At 55.4% G+C, this 16,179-nt stretch carries 14 protein-coding genes and 1 pseudogene; 3 read left to right on the forward strand and 12 right to left on the reverse strand.

Features of this window, described 5'->3' with window-relative positions; translation table 11 throughout:
• Nucleotides 1-79: 79 nt before the first annotated feature.
• Nucleotides 80-271 carry a hypothetical protein gene (locus GGR62_RS20435; protein WP_184409652.1) on the reverse strand — a complete coding sequence of 64 codons (192 nt, stop codon included), beginning with the start codon at nt 269-271 and terminating at the stop codon, nt 80-82.
• Between the two features lie 72 nt (nt 272-343).
• Here GGR62_RS20435 and GGR62_RS20440 point away from each other — a divergent pair.
• Nucleotides 344-1,431, forward strand: a protein-coding gene (locus GGR62_RS20440) for an IS3 family transposase (protein WP_260306337.1) whose coding sequence is annotated in 2 segments (ribosomal slippage) — nt 344-596 and nt 596-1,431 — 1,089 coding nt in all. Because the reading frame shifts where the segments join, the coding sequence is not laid out codon by codon here.
• Between the two features lie 299 nt (nt 1,432-1,730).
• Here GGR62_RS20440 and GGR62_RS20445 read toward each other — a convergent pair.
• The 8 genes from GGR62_RS20445 to GGR62_RS20485 form a co-directional block, all read right to left on the reverse strand.
• Nucleotides 1,731-2,744, reverse strand: a complete 1,014-nt coding sequence (locus GGR62_RS20445) for a lysylphosphatidylglycerol synthase transmembrane domain-containing protein (RefSeq protein WP_260306338.1) — start codon at nt 2,742-2,744, stop codon at nt 1,731-1,733.
• Between the two features lie 31 nt (nt 2,745-2,775).
• Complete coding sequence (locus GGR62_RS20450) at nt 2,776-3,480, reverse strand: phosphatase PAP2 family protein (RefSeq protein WP_326520284.1); 705 nt, start codon at nt 3,478-3,480, stop codon at nt 2,776-2,778.
• Between the two features lie 27 nt (nt 3,481-3,507).
• On the reverse strand, nt 3,508-4,377 hold the full coding sequence (locus tag GGR62_RS20455) for a phosphatidate cytidylyltransferase (protein WP_260306339.1): 870 nt from the start codon (nt 4,375-4,377) through the stop codon (nt 3,508-3,510).
• A gap of 1,194 nt (nt 4,378-5,571) precedes the next feature.
• Entirely contained in the window at nt 5,572-6,591 is a 1,020-nt protein-coding gene (locus tag GGR62_RS20465; protein ID WP_184409657.1) for an NmrA family NAD(P)-binding protein, read from the reverse strand.
• Nucleotides 6,578-8,557, reverse strand: coding sequence for a ThiF family adenylyltransferase (locus tag GGR62_RS20470; RefSeq protein WP_184409658.1), 1,980 nt, complete (start codon nt 8,555-8,557; stop codon nt 6,578-6,580). Before GGR62_RS20470 ends, GGR62_RS20465 begins: the two co-directional genes overlap by 14 nt.
• A 67-nt stretch (nt 8,558-8,624) precedes the next feature.
• Nucleotides 8,625-9,506, reverse strand: a complete 882-nt coding sequence (locus GGR62_RS20475) for a hypothetical protein (protein ID WP_184409659.1) — start codon at nt 9,504-9,506, stop codon at nt 8,625-8,627.
• 73 nt (nt 9,507-9,579) lie between these two features.
• Nucleotides 9,580-10,506 (reverse strand): alpha/beta hydrolase, encoded by a 927-nt coding sequence (locus tag GGR62_RS20480; RefSeq protein ID WP_326520285.1) that lies wholly within the window; start codon nt 10,504-10,506, stop codon nt 9,580-9,582.
• A gap of 52 nt (nt 10,507-10,558) precedes the next feature.
• The gene (locus GGR62_RS20485) at nt 10,559-11,581 is read right to left on the reverse strand and encodes a hypothetical protein (RefSeq protein ID WP_184409661.1); all 1,023 of its coding nucleotides are present in this window, start codon (nt 11,579-11,581) and stop codon (nt 10,559-10,561) included.
• 219 nt (nt 11,582-11,800) lie between these two features.
• Between GGR62_RS20485 and GGR62_RS20490 the strand changes: the two genes are divergently transcribed.
• Nucleotides 11,801-12,856, forward strand: coding sequence for a homoserine dehydrogenase (locus tag GGR62_RS20490; protein ID WP_184409662.1), 1,056 nt, complete (start codon nt 11,801-11,803; stop codon nt 12,854-12,856).
• 21 nt (nt 12,857-12,877) lie between these two features.
• Nucleotides 12,878-13,519 (forward strand): HAD family hydrolase, encoded by a 642-nt coding sequence (locus tag GGR62_RS20495; protein WP_184409663.1) that lies wholly within the window; start codon nt 12,878-12,880, stop codon nt 13,517-13,519.
• Here the strand turns inward: GGR62_RS20495 and GGR62_RS20500 are convergent.
• The 3 genes and pseudogenes from GGR62_RS20500 to GGR62_RS20510 all read right to left on the reverse strand — a co-directional run bounded on the left by GGR62_RS20500 (nt 13,493) and on the right by GGR62_RS20510 (nt 15,824).
• Entirely contained in the window at nt 13,493-14,248 is a 756-nt protein-coding gene (locus GGR62_RS20500; RefSeq protein ID WP_184409664.1) for a hypothetical protein, read from the reverse strand. The two genes, GGR62_RS20495 and GGR62_RS20500, sit on opposite strands and share 27 nt — an antisense overlap.
• A 240-nt stretch (nt 14,249-14,488) precedes the next feature.
• Nucleotides 14,489-15,340, reverse strand: a pseudogene (locus GGR62_RS20505) (IS5 family transposase).
• A gap of 52 nt (nt 15,341-15,392) precedes the next feature.
• Nucleotides 15,393-15,824, reverse strand: coding sequence for a hypothetical protein (locus tag GGR62_RS20510; protein ID WP_184409665.1), 432 nt, complete (start codon nt 15,822-15,824; stop codon nt 15,393-15,395).
• Nucleotides 15,825-16,179 lie beyond the last annotated feature (355 nt).

Consider the following 16,179-nt stretch of genomic DNA (forward strand, 5'->3'; position numbering starts at 1 on the left):
CGGAAACGGCAAAAAAATCGAGGATCTGAGCGCCGTCAGCCTGGCCGATGTGGTTAGGCTGATCCTCCGATGCCGTTGATCAGACCATCCCTAGCACGGCGATTCCGAAGTGATCGAGAGCGTCCTCAAAAGTCATCGGTGCGAGCCGCGCGAGCTTGCTCGAAACGATTTCGCCGCGAGTGCCCGAGCGCTCCAAACTCCAAATCGCGCTTAACGCTGCATCGGCCCCCATATGATTAGACACAGTGTCTTCCACGAGGAATGCGGACATTGGGTAATCCCCCCGCAGATCAGCAGGGGCAAGAAGTGGAATTTTCTCGTAACCTTTCTCGAGGAGATTTCCATGAAGACATCACGCTTCACCGACAGCCAGATCATCGCGGTGCTCAAGCAGGCCGAGGCCGGCACGCCAGTGCCAGAGCTTTGCCGTGAGCACGGCATCAGTTCGGCGACTTTCTACAAGTGGCGCAGCAAGTTTGGCGGCATGGACGCCTCGATGGTGTCCCAGCTCAAGGAGCTGCAGGACGAGAACCGGCGCCTGAAGAAGATGTACGCCGAGGCCCAGCTCAGCGCCGATCTGCTGAAGGAGGCAATGGCAAAAAAATGGTGAGGCCATCTCAACGCCGGGAGATGGCCCTGCAAGTCGTGGAAGGTGGGCGAACTTGCATCCGGCACGCCTGCCAGACCTTCCAGATCAGCCAGACCTGCTACCGCTACCAGGCCAAGGCATCGGATGAGAACGCGCTGATCGCTGACTGGTTGATCCGATTGACCACCGCTTACCGCGACTGGGGCTTCGGCTTGTGCTTTCTGCACCTGCGCAACGTCAAGGGCTTTGGCTGGAACCACAAGCGGGTGTATCGCATCTATCGGGAGCTGGAATTGAACCTGCGGATCAAGCCGAAGAAGCGGCTGGTGCGCGACAAGCCCGAGCCACTGGCGGTGCCCGAGTCGATCAACCAGGTCTGGTCGATGGACTTCATGCACGACCAGCTCAGTGACGGTCGCAGCTTCCGATTGTTCAACGTGATTGACGACTTCAACCGCCAAGGGCTGGGGATCGAGGTTGACTTGTCCTTGCCATCGGCCCGGGTGATCCGGTCGCTGGAGCAGATCATCGAATGGCGCGGCAAGCCGCGCGTGATTCGCTGCGACAATGGACCCGAATACATCAGTGGTGCACTACTGAGCTGGGCCGAGCAGCACGACATCCGGATTGAGCACATCCAGCCAGGCAAGCCACAGCAAAACGCCTACGTTGAACGCTACAACCGGACGGTACGCTATGGATGGTTGGCCCGAACCATGTTCGACTCAATCGAGCAGGTGCAAGACAAAGCCACACGATGGCTATGGACCTACAACCACGAGCTTCCGAACATGGCGCTCGGCGGCATTACCCCAATGCAAAAGTTGGCACTTGCGGCATAACTCCACTTTTGGCGACTGCTACAAATGGGGGGATTACCTGACGTGCACTTGTGCCTTAGTTGCCGGCTTGAGAAGCAACGCGGGCTGCCCATCAATTACTAACATGGTTTCCATTCTCGAACCGACGTACCCACCCTCACGAATGAAGGTGACGGGAATTGATCGATCTTCACTCGGCCCAAACAATACCGAGTCGAGAACATCGCCGGCATCGATGGTCCTAGCATCTTCAATAGCGATTGATCTAGTGCCCGACGCGCAGCCACTGATGAGCACGACTAGAACCGCGGCAATTGCCTTCATGGATCCCTTACCCTCACTTCTCCGGGCGTTTCTACTGATTTTCTCTCTGCTTTGGTGCTCGTGGCAGTCCGAATCATGAAGATTGATCCGAATGCCAGCAGCATCACAAAAAAATTCAAAAGCCATACCAAAGCGAAACCAACACTTTGTTCCGCAGCGATTCCGATTCCCGAAAGTGCGGCAACGACTGCGGCTTCGCGCGTTCCCATTCCAGCTATCGTTATCGGCAACCACGACACCATCGTGGCGATTGAAACCACTGCATACAGGGTAACTGGGTCAACATCGATCCTGACACACCTTGCAAAACAGTACATTTGGACAACAGCTAAGCACTGCGATACAACCGAAAGAGCTACTGCTTTCGCCACTACAGGCGGCGGCATTCTGGTTGATTGGGAGCGCTCGCCATTCTCTGACACCAAGCGACCGACGATCTTTCGGGTCATTCGACCAACGAGATTGGAAAAGTACTCCTGCCGGAACAGTAGGAAGATAATCATCAGTGACAGCATCACCAGTGAAAGTCGAAACATGTTTAACGCCTGTGATTCCTCTGGAGCTAGAGCCAAGGCGCCGAATAAACTGACCAGAATAAACATCGGCGGAATGTCGAGAGCACGATCAAATGCAACGCTGAACGCTGCAATGTGCAAACCGGGCACTCGATCCTTAACCCACCATGCTCTACTTACTTCACCAATCTTCGCGGGACTTACCAGCCCAAGAAATAGGCTTGACCCGTAAATCGAAATAAGTTCACGCCAACTTAGTCGAGTGCCGAAGCTTCCCAGCACCAGGTTCCATCGGCATGCGCGCGTAGCGATCAAAAGCATCGTGCCCACCACCCCGAGGGTAAGCCAACCGCTATGCATACTCACTGCCCCAGACCGCAACTTCTCCACGACCTCGAAGTGAATCAGGACGCCTACGAGTAGAGCTATTCCCAAGAGGAGTTTCAATGCCACGGATCTAGAGAGTCTGCGCCACACTCGCCATACCCAAGACATCTCCGAGTTTCCTACTCCCCCGCGTGGCGCTCTAGTCACACTGGCTGATCCGCGCGGGCAGCGCCCCGCTCGCAATCAAGCCGATCACACCTCCAACGTAGACGCCGGCAATCACGTCGGCGACGAAATGCGTGTTCGTCAGTACGAAGCAGAACAGCGAGAAAACCGTGAACACGATGAGGGGAATACGAACTCGTGGGAAAGCTACGCAAAGTGGCACCACGATTGCCAGTAACATTACCGTCGAGCCTGATGGGAAAGCGAGAAACGGCTTGCTGTTGCCGCCAAAGAAGTGGAATGAGTGAATGCCATCGTTGATGTAGCCGAGGCTTGGCGGCGGACAATTAGCAAGCACGGCCGGTCCCGGGTCTGAGACGTCCCGCGGCCATGTTCGTCCGAACATACGCTTCAACATGTCTTTCACTGCGATTGAAGCAAGTAGCGACGTGCTTAGAACGAAAGCCAAGCGCTCCCAGGTACCGGGTGCTTTCCAGAACCGCCTAATCACGTAAGCCAGAAGAAACAAGCCTGCAACTGGCCCGATCACAACTGGTACGCTCAGAAACACAAGCATCCAGCTGTGGGTATCAAGGCCCCGAGTGTGAATCCACGTAGCAACTGGAAGATCTATCCATTGGATGCTCACGAGGCAAGCCACGACTGCAATAGGGAGACCTAACGCTACAATTAACGCCGTTTTACGCTGGGCGTGGCTCGTCCACAGACTTATTTTCATCCCGTTAGCTCTCCCAAGCTCTTCAATTTAGTAAATCTGCACTACGGCAGCAAATGCTGGAACACCCAGAAGCATCGAATCTAATCTGTCGATTGCCCCGCCGTGCCCTGGCAATAACGCACCGCTGTCTTTAACCTTTGCCTGACGCTTTAGGAGACTACTTGCCAAATCGCCTATTACCGCCATGAACAGCGCAAGGGCTGACGCCGCAATGATTGCGTTTGTCGCGGGACCGAAGCCCCGCCAAACCAAGGTGAGGACGGCACAGCAACTAAGCGTGGCGAATACAGATAGCAGCGTTACACCTATGTTCTTGTTCGGACTTATCCGAGCTGCAAGCAAAGGCGTGCTAGCCAACGAGGGCAGGTACTTACCGAAGAAGTAGCCGAAAGTGTCTAGTAGACATACCTGAGTAATCACGAGCAGTAGCAAATTTCGCCCCTGCTCTTCGGTCGAGAGGGTCAACATCGCTACGAAGCTCCCGACGATCGCGATCGCGCCGACCACGAATTTGACGATCACCGTCATCCAGCGTCCACTCGCTCCTGAATCTGGAAATTTCAGCCAAACAGCGGCCACGAAACCAACGGTCAAGGCAGCAAAAATAGCCACGCTCGCCCAATGCGATTCGACGCCTCCTTCAGCGCCCACCAACGTCGCCGCTAGTAATACGGTTGCGGGAATGCGGATGGAATAAGTCTTTACCCCGCTAAGCAACAGCAGCTCCCAAGCAGCGATGAGAAGGATGCCGGCGGTAGCCCGGGCCAGAAATGGCGCCGGAAGAAATAGCACTCCAAGCACAGCTAGTGGGGCGAGCACTAGCGCGGTAGCTACTCGCGGCAGTAGGTCACTTGGATGGCTGACTCTGCGCTGTACGCGGAGGCTATCTATATCCATAAATCACTACTCGATTAACTAAAACGTTCATCACGACCACACTTTTAAGTTCCCTTAGCTGGTACGGATGGCCCGCACGAGGCGCCTGCTGAACTTTGCACTGATAGTCGAGAGTCCCCCACGATCTCGGACATAAATTCTTCTAAAAGGACTGTAATCTTATTACCTTCAACCAGGAATCCATCATGCCCGTAGACTGAATCAATCTCCGCAAACTTCGAGTCTGGTATTCCTGCTGCCAGGGTATGTTGATCGCTCGGGGGAAAGAGCACGTCGCTTGAGATCGCGATTACCAGAACCTTTGACGTAACTCTGCTCAAAGCGTCCTCGATGCTGCCTCGGCCACGAGATACGTCGTGGCTATCCATTGTCTTCGTAAGGGACCAGTATGAGTAGGGACAGAAACGCGCAGATAGCTTCTTTCCTTGATGCTGCATATAACTGCTTGCGGCGAACCCAGTCACCTTACTTTCCTTGTCAACTTGGGTCTTTGAGAATGCCGTGTAACCCCTATAGGTAAGCATAGCGATTGCTCGCGCTGCTTCTAGCCCTTGTGCCCCCGCCGAAGGATCACCAATGCTGAACCCTTCTTCTGCACACATCGCCATTCGCTGGGCCTCGTTGCAAGCGATGCCCCATGGTGAGTGTCGCGCGCTAGTCGCTATGAGCACGAGCCGCTGGAACGCGTCGGGCTCGCTACAAGCCCACTCGATCGCCTGTTGGCCGCCCATAGAACCGCCGATCCCTAAGGATATCGTGCCCAGTTCAAGATGCTTTCGAAGTAATTTGTGAGCACGCACAGTGTCCCGCATGGTCACCAAAGGAAAATTCAAGCCGACGCCTTCTGTTCGAGCCCCCTTCGCATGCGATGGCCCTGTCGTTCCGTAGCAGGAGCCAATAATGTTGGCGCAGACGATGAAGTGCCGCTCAGGGCTCAACACTTGCCCTGGCCCAACTAGTGAGTTCCACCAATCTTGCGGATTAGAGTCTGCAGTTAAAGCGTGAAATACCCATACGACGTTATCTCCAGTGGACGACAGTTTTCCCGCTGTCGTATAGCAGACTTCGAGCTCGGGTAGAACACCTCCACACTCTAGAATGAAGTTTTTCGCGAGAATTATCCGGCGCGTTGTCCAAGGCGTTTCGGAGTGCTGCTCGGCCCCTCCGATGGCATGGGAAACAGTTTGCATAAGTTCAACTCACCACCTGTGGGCGGATCTTTGATTTCTCTCGCAGATAGGCCTCCGGATCTAGGTGCCGGCACTTCCCGGCCAGCGCGGACGGCAATCGCTGGACGCCACTTTGCTCACTGGCAAGCACACGTAGCAGCCCGATCTGGTTGGCCTCGACAGGCATCAGCGAGGCAATAGCTTTTGCCGTCTGCCGCAATAACCATGCTGGCAGGCTCAAGGCCACGACGGGAGCACCACGGATTGACTCGTAAATTCCGCATATCTCTCGCCAAGACACGGCGCGAGGACCGCTAACCTCGATTGTCCGATTGAAAGTATCCGACTCAATCAATGACGCAACCATCAACCCAGCGACGTCTTCGACTGCCACAAACGCATGCTTGCTCTGTGGTGAACCCGGCACTAGCGCAATACCCCATCGATCAATACTCCGGCCGATGGCTATGCGGGCTATCCTTGTTATTCCTGATGCACGCTTAAGCGTCGCAGACAACTCGCCGCGAAGCGGAATTTCGCTTCCCATTAGCGCGAAGTAGTCATCCATGAAAGGTGCACACCTGAAGGTCGTGTAACAGAGCCCGGACGAGCGAATTCTCTCCTCTGTTTCGGCTTTGAATCGCAAGGTCGGAACAGTACGCAGATACTCTTCCTTCTGCGGCATCGCAATCGACACATAGAGCAGTCGCGACACTCCGTTTGCTAGGCATGCGTCCAACAGGTTCCTGTACCCGTCGCGCTCCACTTCTTCAAAGGTCAAAATTCCTCTTGGAAATACCATTGATGCCGTTGCTATGACGCCGTCCATCCCCCTACATGCCTCGCGTAGGCTAGATTTGTCGCGCAGATCGCCAAGCACGATTGTGGCGCCCGCGAGCTGAAGCCTTTCTATGTCTGCGTCAGCACGTACCAACGCGCGCACCTCGTGTCCTGCGAGAATTGCTTGCGCGACAACCGCGGATCCCAGTTGCCCTGTAGCGCCCACCACTAGAATCTTGAGCTCCTTTTCTTCAAACAGATTCATGCGGAGCCCCTACTATTGCAGGCACCAGCGCATGCTCGCTCATGCGCATTGTCGTACGACCAACGGTGACGAGAGGACGCCCAATCCTTAGAACTACAGCTGGAATCCGTTCGCAGGTGATGCCGAAAAGCGCTCCGGTTTTTGCGCGTACCGCATCATCGCTGATTGTGAAATCAATTGGCTGGCAGGCGTAACCGGCGCCCGTGAGGTGAAGCCACGTTCGCATCAAAATTCTTCCCGCATCGATTCTCGCAGAAATTGTTTCTTTCGGAATTGAGATTAAGGCGAATGCGCCCGAATATGGAATGTTTTCAACCGCATTCGCCGCCATTAATCTCGAGAGGCCACCAGCTAGTGCGAGCTTCCTCAAACTACCTTGGCCGCGTAGCAGCTGAAGGAAAGCAGCGGAAGGCCAGGACAAACCAAGTCCTCGCGGCGTCATGCCCGAGCGGTTCATCGTCTCCTCTGAGTGCGAGAATCTAATGTGCTCTAGGAGCTCAGAGACGTAGTCGTCGCGATGGAATAGGCGCATAGCACCTTCATTAGCAATATCGTGCAGTTCGGTGTGGATGCCACTGGAGAATTGAATCTCCACGTCCAGATCACTTTTTGCATTCAAGCATATGTCGACAGCTGACTGAGGTAATTCCGCTTTGGAATACCGAAAGCGGTTCGTCACGCGCCTCGCCAAAAGTGATCGTGCCTTCCAGATGTGATCCTTACAAACACCGGATGCCTCGATCAGCAACTCGCAACGAGCGGCCAGAACTTCTGGCGCTGTGATACGCACGTCTGCGACCCAGGCTGCCGCTTCTACCGCGCACCCTAAACTTGTGATTACGCCATTGTTTGATGAATCAACTACTGGGATAAGGCGATCAAGCGAGAGTCCGATGCGCAGGCAAGCATCTCCAAATGTTTCGATTTCCCAAGGCTGACAATTATGAGGCGATGGCGCGGACCGGATCGCTTCCACCATTTCTTCCGCCAGAGAGTAACGCCGAACGTCCTCCTGTATGGCTAGCCGCTGAGCCCCGCTGGACTTAGAAACTCTCAGTGCTTTTATCAATCGGGGCAGGACCAACGCTCGCGACCAAGCTCGCTTTGGCGCCGTCATAGTTGCTAGGTGTGCGTCAACGACAACTACGTGGCGCACCGCCTGTCCTGCCAGAATCTCGACGGCACAACGTGTCGCGATCGCTCCCATCGCTTGTACGCAGTATGCAACTTGCGGCCAAGGCTTCTTGCTTACTAGGCGGTCGCTAATGATGGGAAGGAAATCAGCTGGGAAATGGCTATTGCCGAGCCACGTCAAGCAGTCTGCGAAACGATGCTCGCGATGGGCCGCCTCTGTCGTTCTACCATAGAACGGTTTGCATCCGGGCTTGCGATAGTCAAATATGTATAGAACGGCTTTTCCACCAAAGTCCATACCTGCCATCACAGGGATGCCGTAAGTGCATGCGCGGGTATGTAAGAGGTATTTCTCCACGGGCGCGGCACCGACGTCAATTCCATCGAAGATCAGGCTAACGCCTGCGATCGCAGAATCGAGGTTTTGCTCAGTGATCCCGCTCTGGAACACCTTGACATCGCACAGGGGATTTATGGCCAGCACTCGATCTGAAAGTGCAACTGCCTTATTCGTCCCGACCTCAGAGATAGCGCAGGCTTGGCGATTAAGGTTGCTTACGTCGAATGGTTCGGGATCGGCAAGGGACAACCCACCGACCCCGATCCGGGTGAGCGACTCTACAGCGCTGCCACCGACGCTTCCGCATCCGGCGATCAGTATTCGCGCGCCCTGCAGGCTCGCTTGTTCCCATGGCGAGATCACATCCTGGTTGCGGTCCACCCGCTCATCCAGGAATCGTAGAAGTTTGAGGTGATCGGTTGTCACGTCATACCCGCTTCGGCTGCGATCCATGCCATCGAAAGCCGAGCTCGATGTCGACTGTTGGTCCATACCCTGTCCACTTCCCTTTGGAGATCTTCCTAGGAATGCCGCTCCCGGTCGCCCTAGCTTTGCACCGTCAACGCTGCTCGGGGGTTCGCCGCTTCAATGAGGGCCGGGCAAACGTCGCGAATCGCTCACGCCAGATCGCCCCGAAGTAGCGCAACAACGCTTTTGCCGCTTCTATACGCGTTGGCAACACAACGATTACCACCGCGTCGCCGGAATCGTGATCAAGGTGGTCTTGCCAGAACGACGCGACAGCGGGATCCGCTGCTTTCAGCACGGGGCTGCCGGTGGCGTACAAGCTCCGACTATAGGCACCTTTGATGATGGAATGATTTAAGTCGAATTCATGGGTGGGCGAAAGCCTCCGCGCAACCTCAGCGGCCACGCTTGAGGCTCGCTTCTCACTGCGATGCGTTCCATCCACACACGGAAACACCGACGCCCTAGATGCAGCTTGTGCAAGCCGATAAACGACAGGGCTCTGAGTCCGAAACGCGCAAGGGCTAGGCAACCATGTCCGGACAAAACACATGAGGATGAACTCATGCACAAGCATTTCACCTAGCGTGTAACCTCCTGCCCCAGAGCGGAGTGCACGCGGTCGCATATTCATCGTGTCAACGTAGAGGATCGGACGACCACGTCCGCGCATCCACGCTACACCCGCCCACCCAACGAACTCTCCGTTGAGATGGACAGTCCATAGATCATCAATGCTCTTAAAATAATTAGCGCGCGTCGACCAGTAGTGAGTCGTGTCTGCGCGGTAGATAGTGTTAGTGATCTCGGCAAAACGCTGCAACAATCCCGCCTGCGCATCTTCACTGAAATGCTGGCCAGGCGACTTGAGCCTCAGAAACTCAAATCGGCCTCTCCGGATCAGTCTCGCGCCGGACTGGAACATCTGCTTGCGGATCGCGCACCCGAAGAGCGGCATTGTAGGTTCATCCATGAACTACTCTCTTGTTTCTTATGTTGTTAGAACTTCCTGTCCCACAAATTAAAGTCGATGACCTGTGCGTTTGTCAAGAGATTTTAGCAGTCTTTGCGCGCGCAACTAAGAAAGCAGCGGCCTTTTTGACTGCGCTCACTCCCTCTGGCAGGACGGCTGCGAACGTGGGGAAGGCGTGCATCTGATCCGCCCATAGTTGCAGCTCGGCATCTACGCCGAGCTCCTGCCCTCGCTGGACGAGACGCTCTGAATCGCTTGCCAGCAATTCAGTCTCTGCCGCGCAGACATGTACTGGTGGCAGCCTGTGGATGGGGCCATTGATGGGTGAAATGCGAGGGTCGTCCAGCCTGATGCCATTGGCGTATTCTTCAGCAGCGCTTTCCAAAAAAGCGCGGTCGAGCATGTACTCCCGCGCTGTACCGCTCTCATGCTTGTTCGCCGAATTAGCGAGGTCAAGCCACGGAGAGAACAACGCTAGCGCAAACGGCGGCTCGCGGCCTCGTTCAAGGATACGAAATGTCGCAGCAATCGCTAAGTTACCCCCCGCGGAGTCGCCCGCAAATGCCAAAGGCCGGGGGAAAACCCGCCCAGCGCGAAGGATCTCATAGACGGAGATAACGTCATCCAGCGCAGCCGGATACGGACTCGCTGGCGTGAGGCTATATCCAACCAGCAGGACCGGGAATCCGCTTGTCTGGGCGAGCCGCCGCGCGATGTCACGATGAGTTCTAATCGAACCCATCGCGAATGCCCCCCCATGTAGATAAATAATCATTGGGCCATCGGTGGATTGATCACTACGGCAGCTAATCCATTCGCAAGGTACCCCCCCGTAGACAATGGGCGCCCTTTGCATACGCACTGGTAACGGAACGAAAAATGCGGCTAGCTCCAGTAGAGAACTAAAGCGCTTGATAGCGGTTCTGAAGTCAGCACCTTGGATAGATCTGCGAAGAGTCTTGCTGACAATCCAGTTGCTGAGCCGCGACTGCCAGCTCATGTTGCGACCCTCCTTCTTTGAACCCTCACTGCCCGTGACGCTGCGTTACCACCTAGCTGGTCTCTGAGTAATTCTCGCGATGCTCTCTAGGGCCTTCCAGGTAACGCGCACGAAACTGTAATGAATGGTCGTGGTAGCTCGAAACGAGCCTTATTCTCTTCATGATCCGAATGATAAGGAACGGGATATCCAGCTGACCCCGCAAGAACGCCGTGTTCGCTGAGGCGCGGAAAGCATGGTGGTTGTTGTGCCACTCTCCCGCCAAATACCCGTAGAACCTCTGATTGAGCGCGAGGCTCTTCCGATCAAAGTCCCAGCCGTCAACCTGGCTCGGCTTCTCATGAGTTCCATGCCCGCGGAAATTGAAATCTCTAACGATTGCGTGCCAAGAAAACTGGACAGCAAACCAAGCGGCCAGCAGAGGCAAACCTCCAACCAAATAAAAAACGGAGCACCAAAACGACGTGGCAAAGATCCAGCGTGCGAGGTAATGCGGGATGTACTCTACGCAGCCCCATCGCCGGAACGATTCATACGTAGAAAATGGCATTCCAATGTGAGAAAGACGCGACTTCAGTTGCTCGAAAGCATCTATAGAAATGTCCGTATCAATCTGGAAATAGGAGGCCGTGTAGTTGCCCAGCCAACCGAGTCGTGGACCGTTGGGATCCTCATCACTGTCCGCTTTCGTGTGGTGCACATGGTGGACAAGCGCATAGACTTCTTCACGGTAGCCTAGCGGATTGAACCAGAGGCATAGCTTGGGAATAAGCGGATACGCAAAGGAAAAGGCGCGATGGCTGCAGTAGCGGTGGTACCAGATCGTATTGTGGAAGTTTGCCAGCACAAAGAACATGCCGGAGTAAGCAGCCAGAGTCCACCAACTCAAGTACAGCGTAAAAAAAGCGATCGTTGGCACGACCATCAGCAGGTGACTAAATTCGAAGGCTGCATGGAGCAGCCGGCGACGGTCCTCGAAGAAGTTCAGCGAGTGAACGTACTGGCGCAGAGCATCGCGCACTGTGACGCGACGAGGATTCCCATCAGCGTCCGAAACAACGTACTTACGCGGCAATAACCGAATTCTTGCATTCGACACCGTTCTGCCCTCCATTGCAGTATGCCTAGTCAGCCGCATCTCAGCCGACTTTCCCCAGTCTTGGGGGCCGATCTTGACAGACTTCAGCCGATCTGGCTAGAATCTCGTCGCGGCCGCGGGCTTGACTAAAAGCAATAAAAGTTCTGGATTGAATGCCGCCCTTGATCAGAGTAGGCGCGGAGAGGAGTTAAAAGCATGGACGCAATGGTGTCGGAGCACGCCTCGCTATTTGACGCGCGCGAAGATTTTAAGGTTTACTTATTTGGCACAGGCAAAGTGGGAGGGGCTATGGTCTCTCACTACGAGCGACTCCGAGCACGGCTCGGTCTTCTGCCGCTCGCTGGCATCGCCAATTCCCGCAGCACTGAGTGCGCGCTGGGTGACCCTGAAGGTACGTTGATTAGACTTCGTGCGCTTCCTCAACGCGTACTCTCAATAACGGAACTGTTCCCCGTTCGCGAGTACGATGTGGTTGTTGATGCGACTGCATGTGCAGATGTCGCGTCACAGCACGCCCAATGGCTTGAGAATGGCGTATCTGTGATAACTGCTAACAAGCTCGCACTGGCTGGCGAGCTTGCCTACTCCGATCGAATTCGGCTCGAACGCAGCAAGCACACCATCTACGGCGACAGCGCGACGGTTGGCGCTGGACTACCCCTTTTGCGATCGATCCGTAAGCTCGTCGCGGGCGGTGACGAGATTAGTCACATCGAGGGAACATTGTCTGGCTGCTTGGGTTGGATCCTGTCGAACTTTGGTGGAAGCGAGCCTTTCTCCAGTGTCGTTGAGAAAGCTGCTGCCGAGGGATACACGGAGCCCGATCCATCTATCGACCTTAGCGGTGAAGATGTCGCGCGCAAGCTGTTGATCTTGGTCAGAGAACCGGGAATGAGGTTAGAACGTGACGATATAACGGTTGAACCCGTTACTGCGAAGCGAGGTGCCGCCTCCGACGAGGCACTGGCTTATAGAATCCAATGCGCACGGGACAACGGTTGCGTGCTTCGCTACGTCGGCAGAGCTAATGCAGCTGGCGGTCATGTCGCGCTGGCCGAGCTCGAACGCGATCATCCACTTGTGGCCGCATATGGCACGGACAATTGCTGCGCTATTCATTCAAGTCGGTACAGCGAAAGACCGCTTGTGATCCAAGGCCCTGGTGCCGGCCCATTAGTCACTGCGGCGGCGTTTTTGGATGAGGTGGTTGAAGCTGTCCACGTGTTGAGGCGGCCAGCCTACTCTCATTGACTATTGATGCCGAGGCACGACATGAACGACCTAGCACTGTTCGACTTTGATGGGACCATAACTTCTAAAGACACGTTCACCGCATTCATCCACGAGGCGGTAAAGCCGAGCCGTCTATTGCTCGGTAAGATCTTGCTCAGCCCGCTAATAGTTGGCTATAAGCTCGGCATTGTCCGCGGCTCAACAATCCGAACCGGGGTATCCAGATTTGGATTTTTTGGACGTAGCGAGAAGGAGATTCGCGCTGCCGGAGCAAGCTTCAGCACGAAGGTGCTGCCGGCGGTCGTGAGACCCGAGATGCTGGAGCGTATCCGGTGGCATAAAGACCGCGGTGACACTGTAGTTGTAGTGTCCGCTTCGCTAGATGTCTATCTTTCAGACTGGTGTAAAGCTTTAGGAATCGACCTAATCTGCACAGAGCTTAAGTTCTCAGGCGGACGTACTTACGGACGTTACAAGCAGGGCGACTGCAGTGGTCCGCGCAAGGCATGTCAGATCCGGACCCGGTTTGATGTGTTCGAGTACAGGGAAATCTTTGCCTACGGAGACACTAAGGATGATCTCGAAATGCTCGAAATGGCTCAGCACAAATTCTACCGGGGACGCCAGGTGTCGCAGGCTGAAATCGAGCGCGGCTTAGATCATCACGCCAATCAGGCCTGAAAGAATCAAGGGACATGAGGCCATAAGCACCATATTATCGAGTCCGCGCGGTGATATGGCCTCAATGGCGGCTGAAGCAAGAGCATAGATTGCAGCAGCAACTACCGTTACCGCAGAAGCACCATAGGCCACGACAAGCATCCCATACGCTACTACGAAGGCAACGCTTGCCACAGCGGCCGAGCCAGCGATCGACTTAGTGTTTTTTTGCCCCCAAACCAGATCTTTGACTTCGTAGGAATTGCTCTTCCCGAACCTCAATCCGACAGGTTCCGCCAAGCCATCCGCCAGAGCGACGGTGAAGAACGCGACTTTCACAATTTCCAAGGGGAAGAAAAATGCGCAGATCGTCAACGTCACGTTGAACGAAATCAGCGGCAAAAAGAAGAAGAATCTGCTGTAGGGTGCATCTCTACGCCTAAGGCTTCCTGAAACTATGCCAAAAACAAGTGGATGCACACTGACGGCGGAAAGGGCGTAGATCGCGACCAACCCAATCGAACCGATCATGATCGATGGAAGCAGCTGCTCATCCGGCAGAAATGCCAGCAAGGGCAGAGTGATAAGCATGATCCCGACGTGGTTCAACTTACGAGAATAGCCATCGGCCCAGTTTAGCCGGGCACGTACAAGCGTCGCGATATTTCCAAGCACCACAGTGCTAAGAAATAAGTACAGAGCCACGCGCCCCCAAGGTATCTGCGCTGCGGAGAATTCAATTCCATTCATGGCTTATGCCTGTACATGTGGGTTCCTTCCCCGGCTTACAGAATATCTATTTCTTATGTGACGCCAAGCGCTCTGGCACGATGCGCCGCCGTGAGAATTGTATATCAATGGCAGTCGCGGCGTTAGGGAAGGTCTGAACAACGAGGCCTGAAAGGGCGGAATGTCGCATCGTTCCGAAGAGTGGCGTTTGGATCTTCGGAATTTCGCCATTTCTGGTGCTTTCCGTTGCAATTCCTTGGGTTACAGGCGCCCGCTCCCCATCGCAGGCAGTAGCTGCTTTCGCTTCATCCACAGGTTTGACAGCGCAAACAACGTCAGCACTTGTGCGGAGTTTTTGGCCAGACCGCGATAGCGGACCTTCGTGTAACCGAACTGGCGCTTGATCACTCGAAATGGATGCTCCACCTTCGCGCGCACGCTGGCCTTGAAGTGTTCCCAACGCTGTTCCCGAGCACGCTCGCAGTTGTTGCCGATGGCTTGCACCGTCGAGGGCCTGGCGGCGATGAAGAAGTCTGCCTTGCAGGCCTGCAGTTCGTCGCGTTTTGTCTACGCCGATGTGCGCCTTCATCCCGAAATACCACTGATTGCCGTTCTTGGTCTCATGCATCTCAGGGTCGCGCGCATGGTCGGCGTTCTTGGTCGAACTGGGCGCAGCGATCAGCGTCGCATCGACGATCGTCCCGGAGCGTAGGCTCTGGCCCTTGCGCGCCAGATGCGCGTTGACCGCTTCCAGCACCCGCGCGGCAAAACCACGGGTCTCCAGCAGGCATCGAAAGTTGAGAATCGTGGTCTCGTCCGGAACGTTGTCCACCCCCCGAGCCGGGCAAAGCGTCGTAAGGTCGGAATCTCGTGCAGCGCTTCTTCCAGCGCCGGATCGCTCAACGCATACCACTGCTGCAGCAGATGAACCCGCAACATCGTCGCCAGTGCGTACGGCTGCCGCCCTGGCCGCCCCGACGCCGGATAGTGCGGCGCGATCAGCCCGAGCAGTTGCTGGCACGGAACGACCTGCTCCATCTCGGCCAGGAAGATCTCCCGCCGGGTCTGCTTGCGCTTGCCCAGGCCCTCAGCGTCACCGAACGTCAGTTGCATGGATCAATCCTCCACATGAGGCGGGTAGTGTCGCGCATCTGTGGTGAGTTGATCAGACCTTCCCTAAATCCAGATACTGGAAGTTGTACGCAGACTCGGCCGCATAGAAGATCGGCTCGCGCATCACCTCGCCTGAGTCAAAAGGGTTATGGGTCTCACCGCGCTCCAAAGCTCCGAACATTTCGCCCAGATCGAATGCGCTGGACAGGGCATCGTGCAACTCTTGCAGAAGCCGATCACTGGCTTCGACATATTCACTCAGCCGCTCATTAGACGGGACCGACCAATCAATAGGTGTCTTGAGCATCAGTCCGAGCAGTGTATTGATCTCGGTTCGCAACAATCGACTTAGATTGAAGCGATCCTGCACGTCCGACGCCGTCAGATGCTCGCCAATCAGCATCATGTTGTAGCGAAAGCACAATGCCGCGACGGCGTGAATGTAGCCGGGCTCAGTGCACAGGGCCTCAAGGTCGGCGATCACTTCGTTTTCGGATCGCATAGCCGAAGGTGGCGCGATCAGAGCGCGAGTTCGGGACAGGCGGGGCTTCGTCTTCGTAGCGGGATAAGTCAGATATAAGTCAGACGCCCTTGCGTTTTCAAGGGCTCGCTGAACGCCATTGAGTCTAAGCTCCGCATCGTTGTCGCGCGAGCTCCAATATAAGAAGGGGACGACGCACAATTAACTCCGAGCCGCGCAGCGCTCCGTGCGCTGGTCGTCTGCGCTCTTGGCCGCCTCGTCATCTAGGGAAGCTCTGAACAACGCACCACAGATACGCGACACTACCCGCCTCATGTGGAGTATTGATCCATGCAACTGACGTTCGGTGACGCTGAGG

The sequence above is a fragment of the Xanthomonas sp. 3075 genome (assembly GCF_014197275.1).
In the GTDB taxonomy this organism is placed as follows: domain Bacteria; phylum Pseudomonadota; class Gammaproteobacteria; order Xanthomonadales; family Xanthomonadaceae; genus Xanthomonas; species Xanthomonas campestris_B.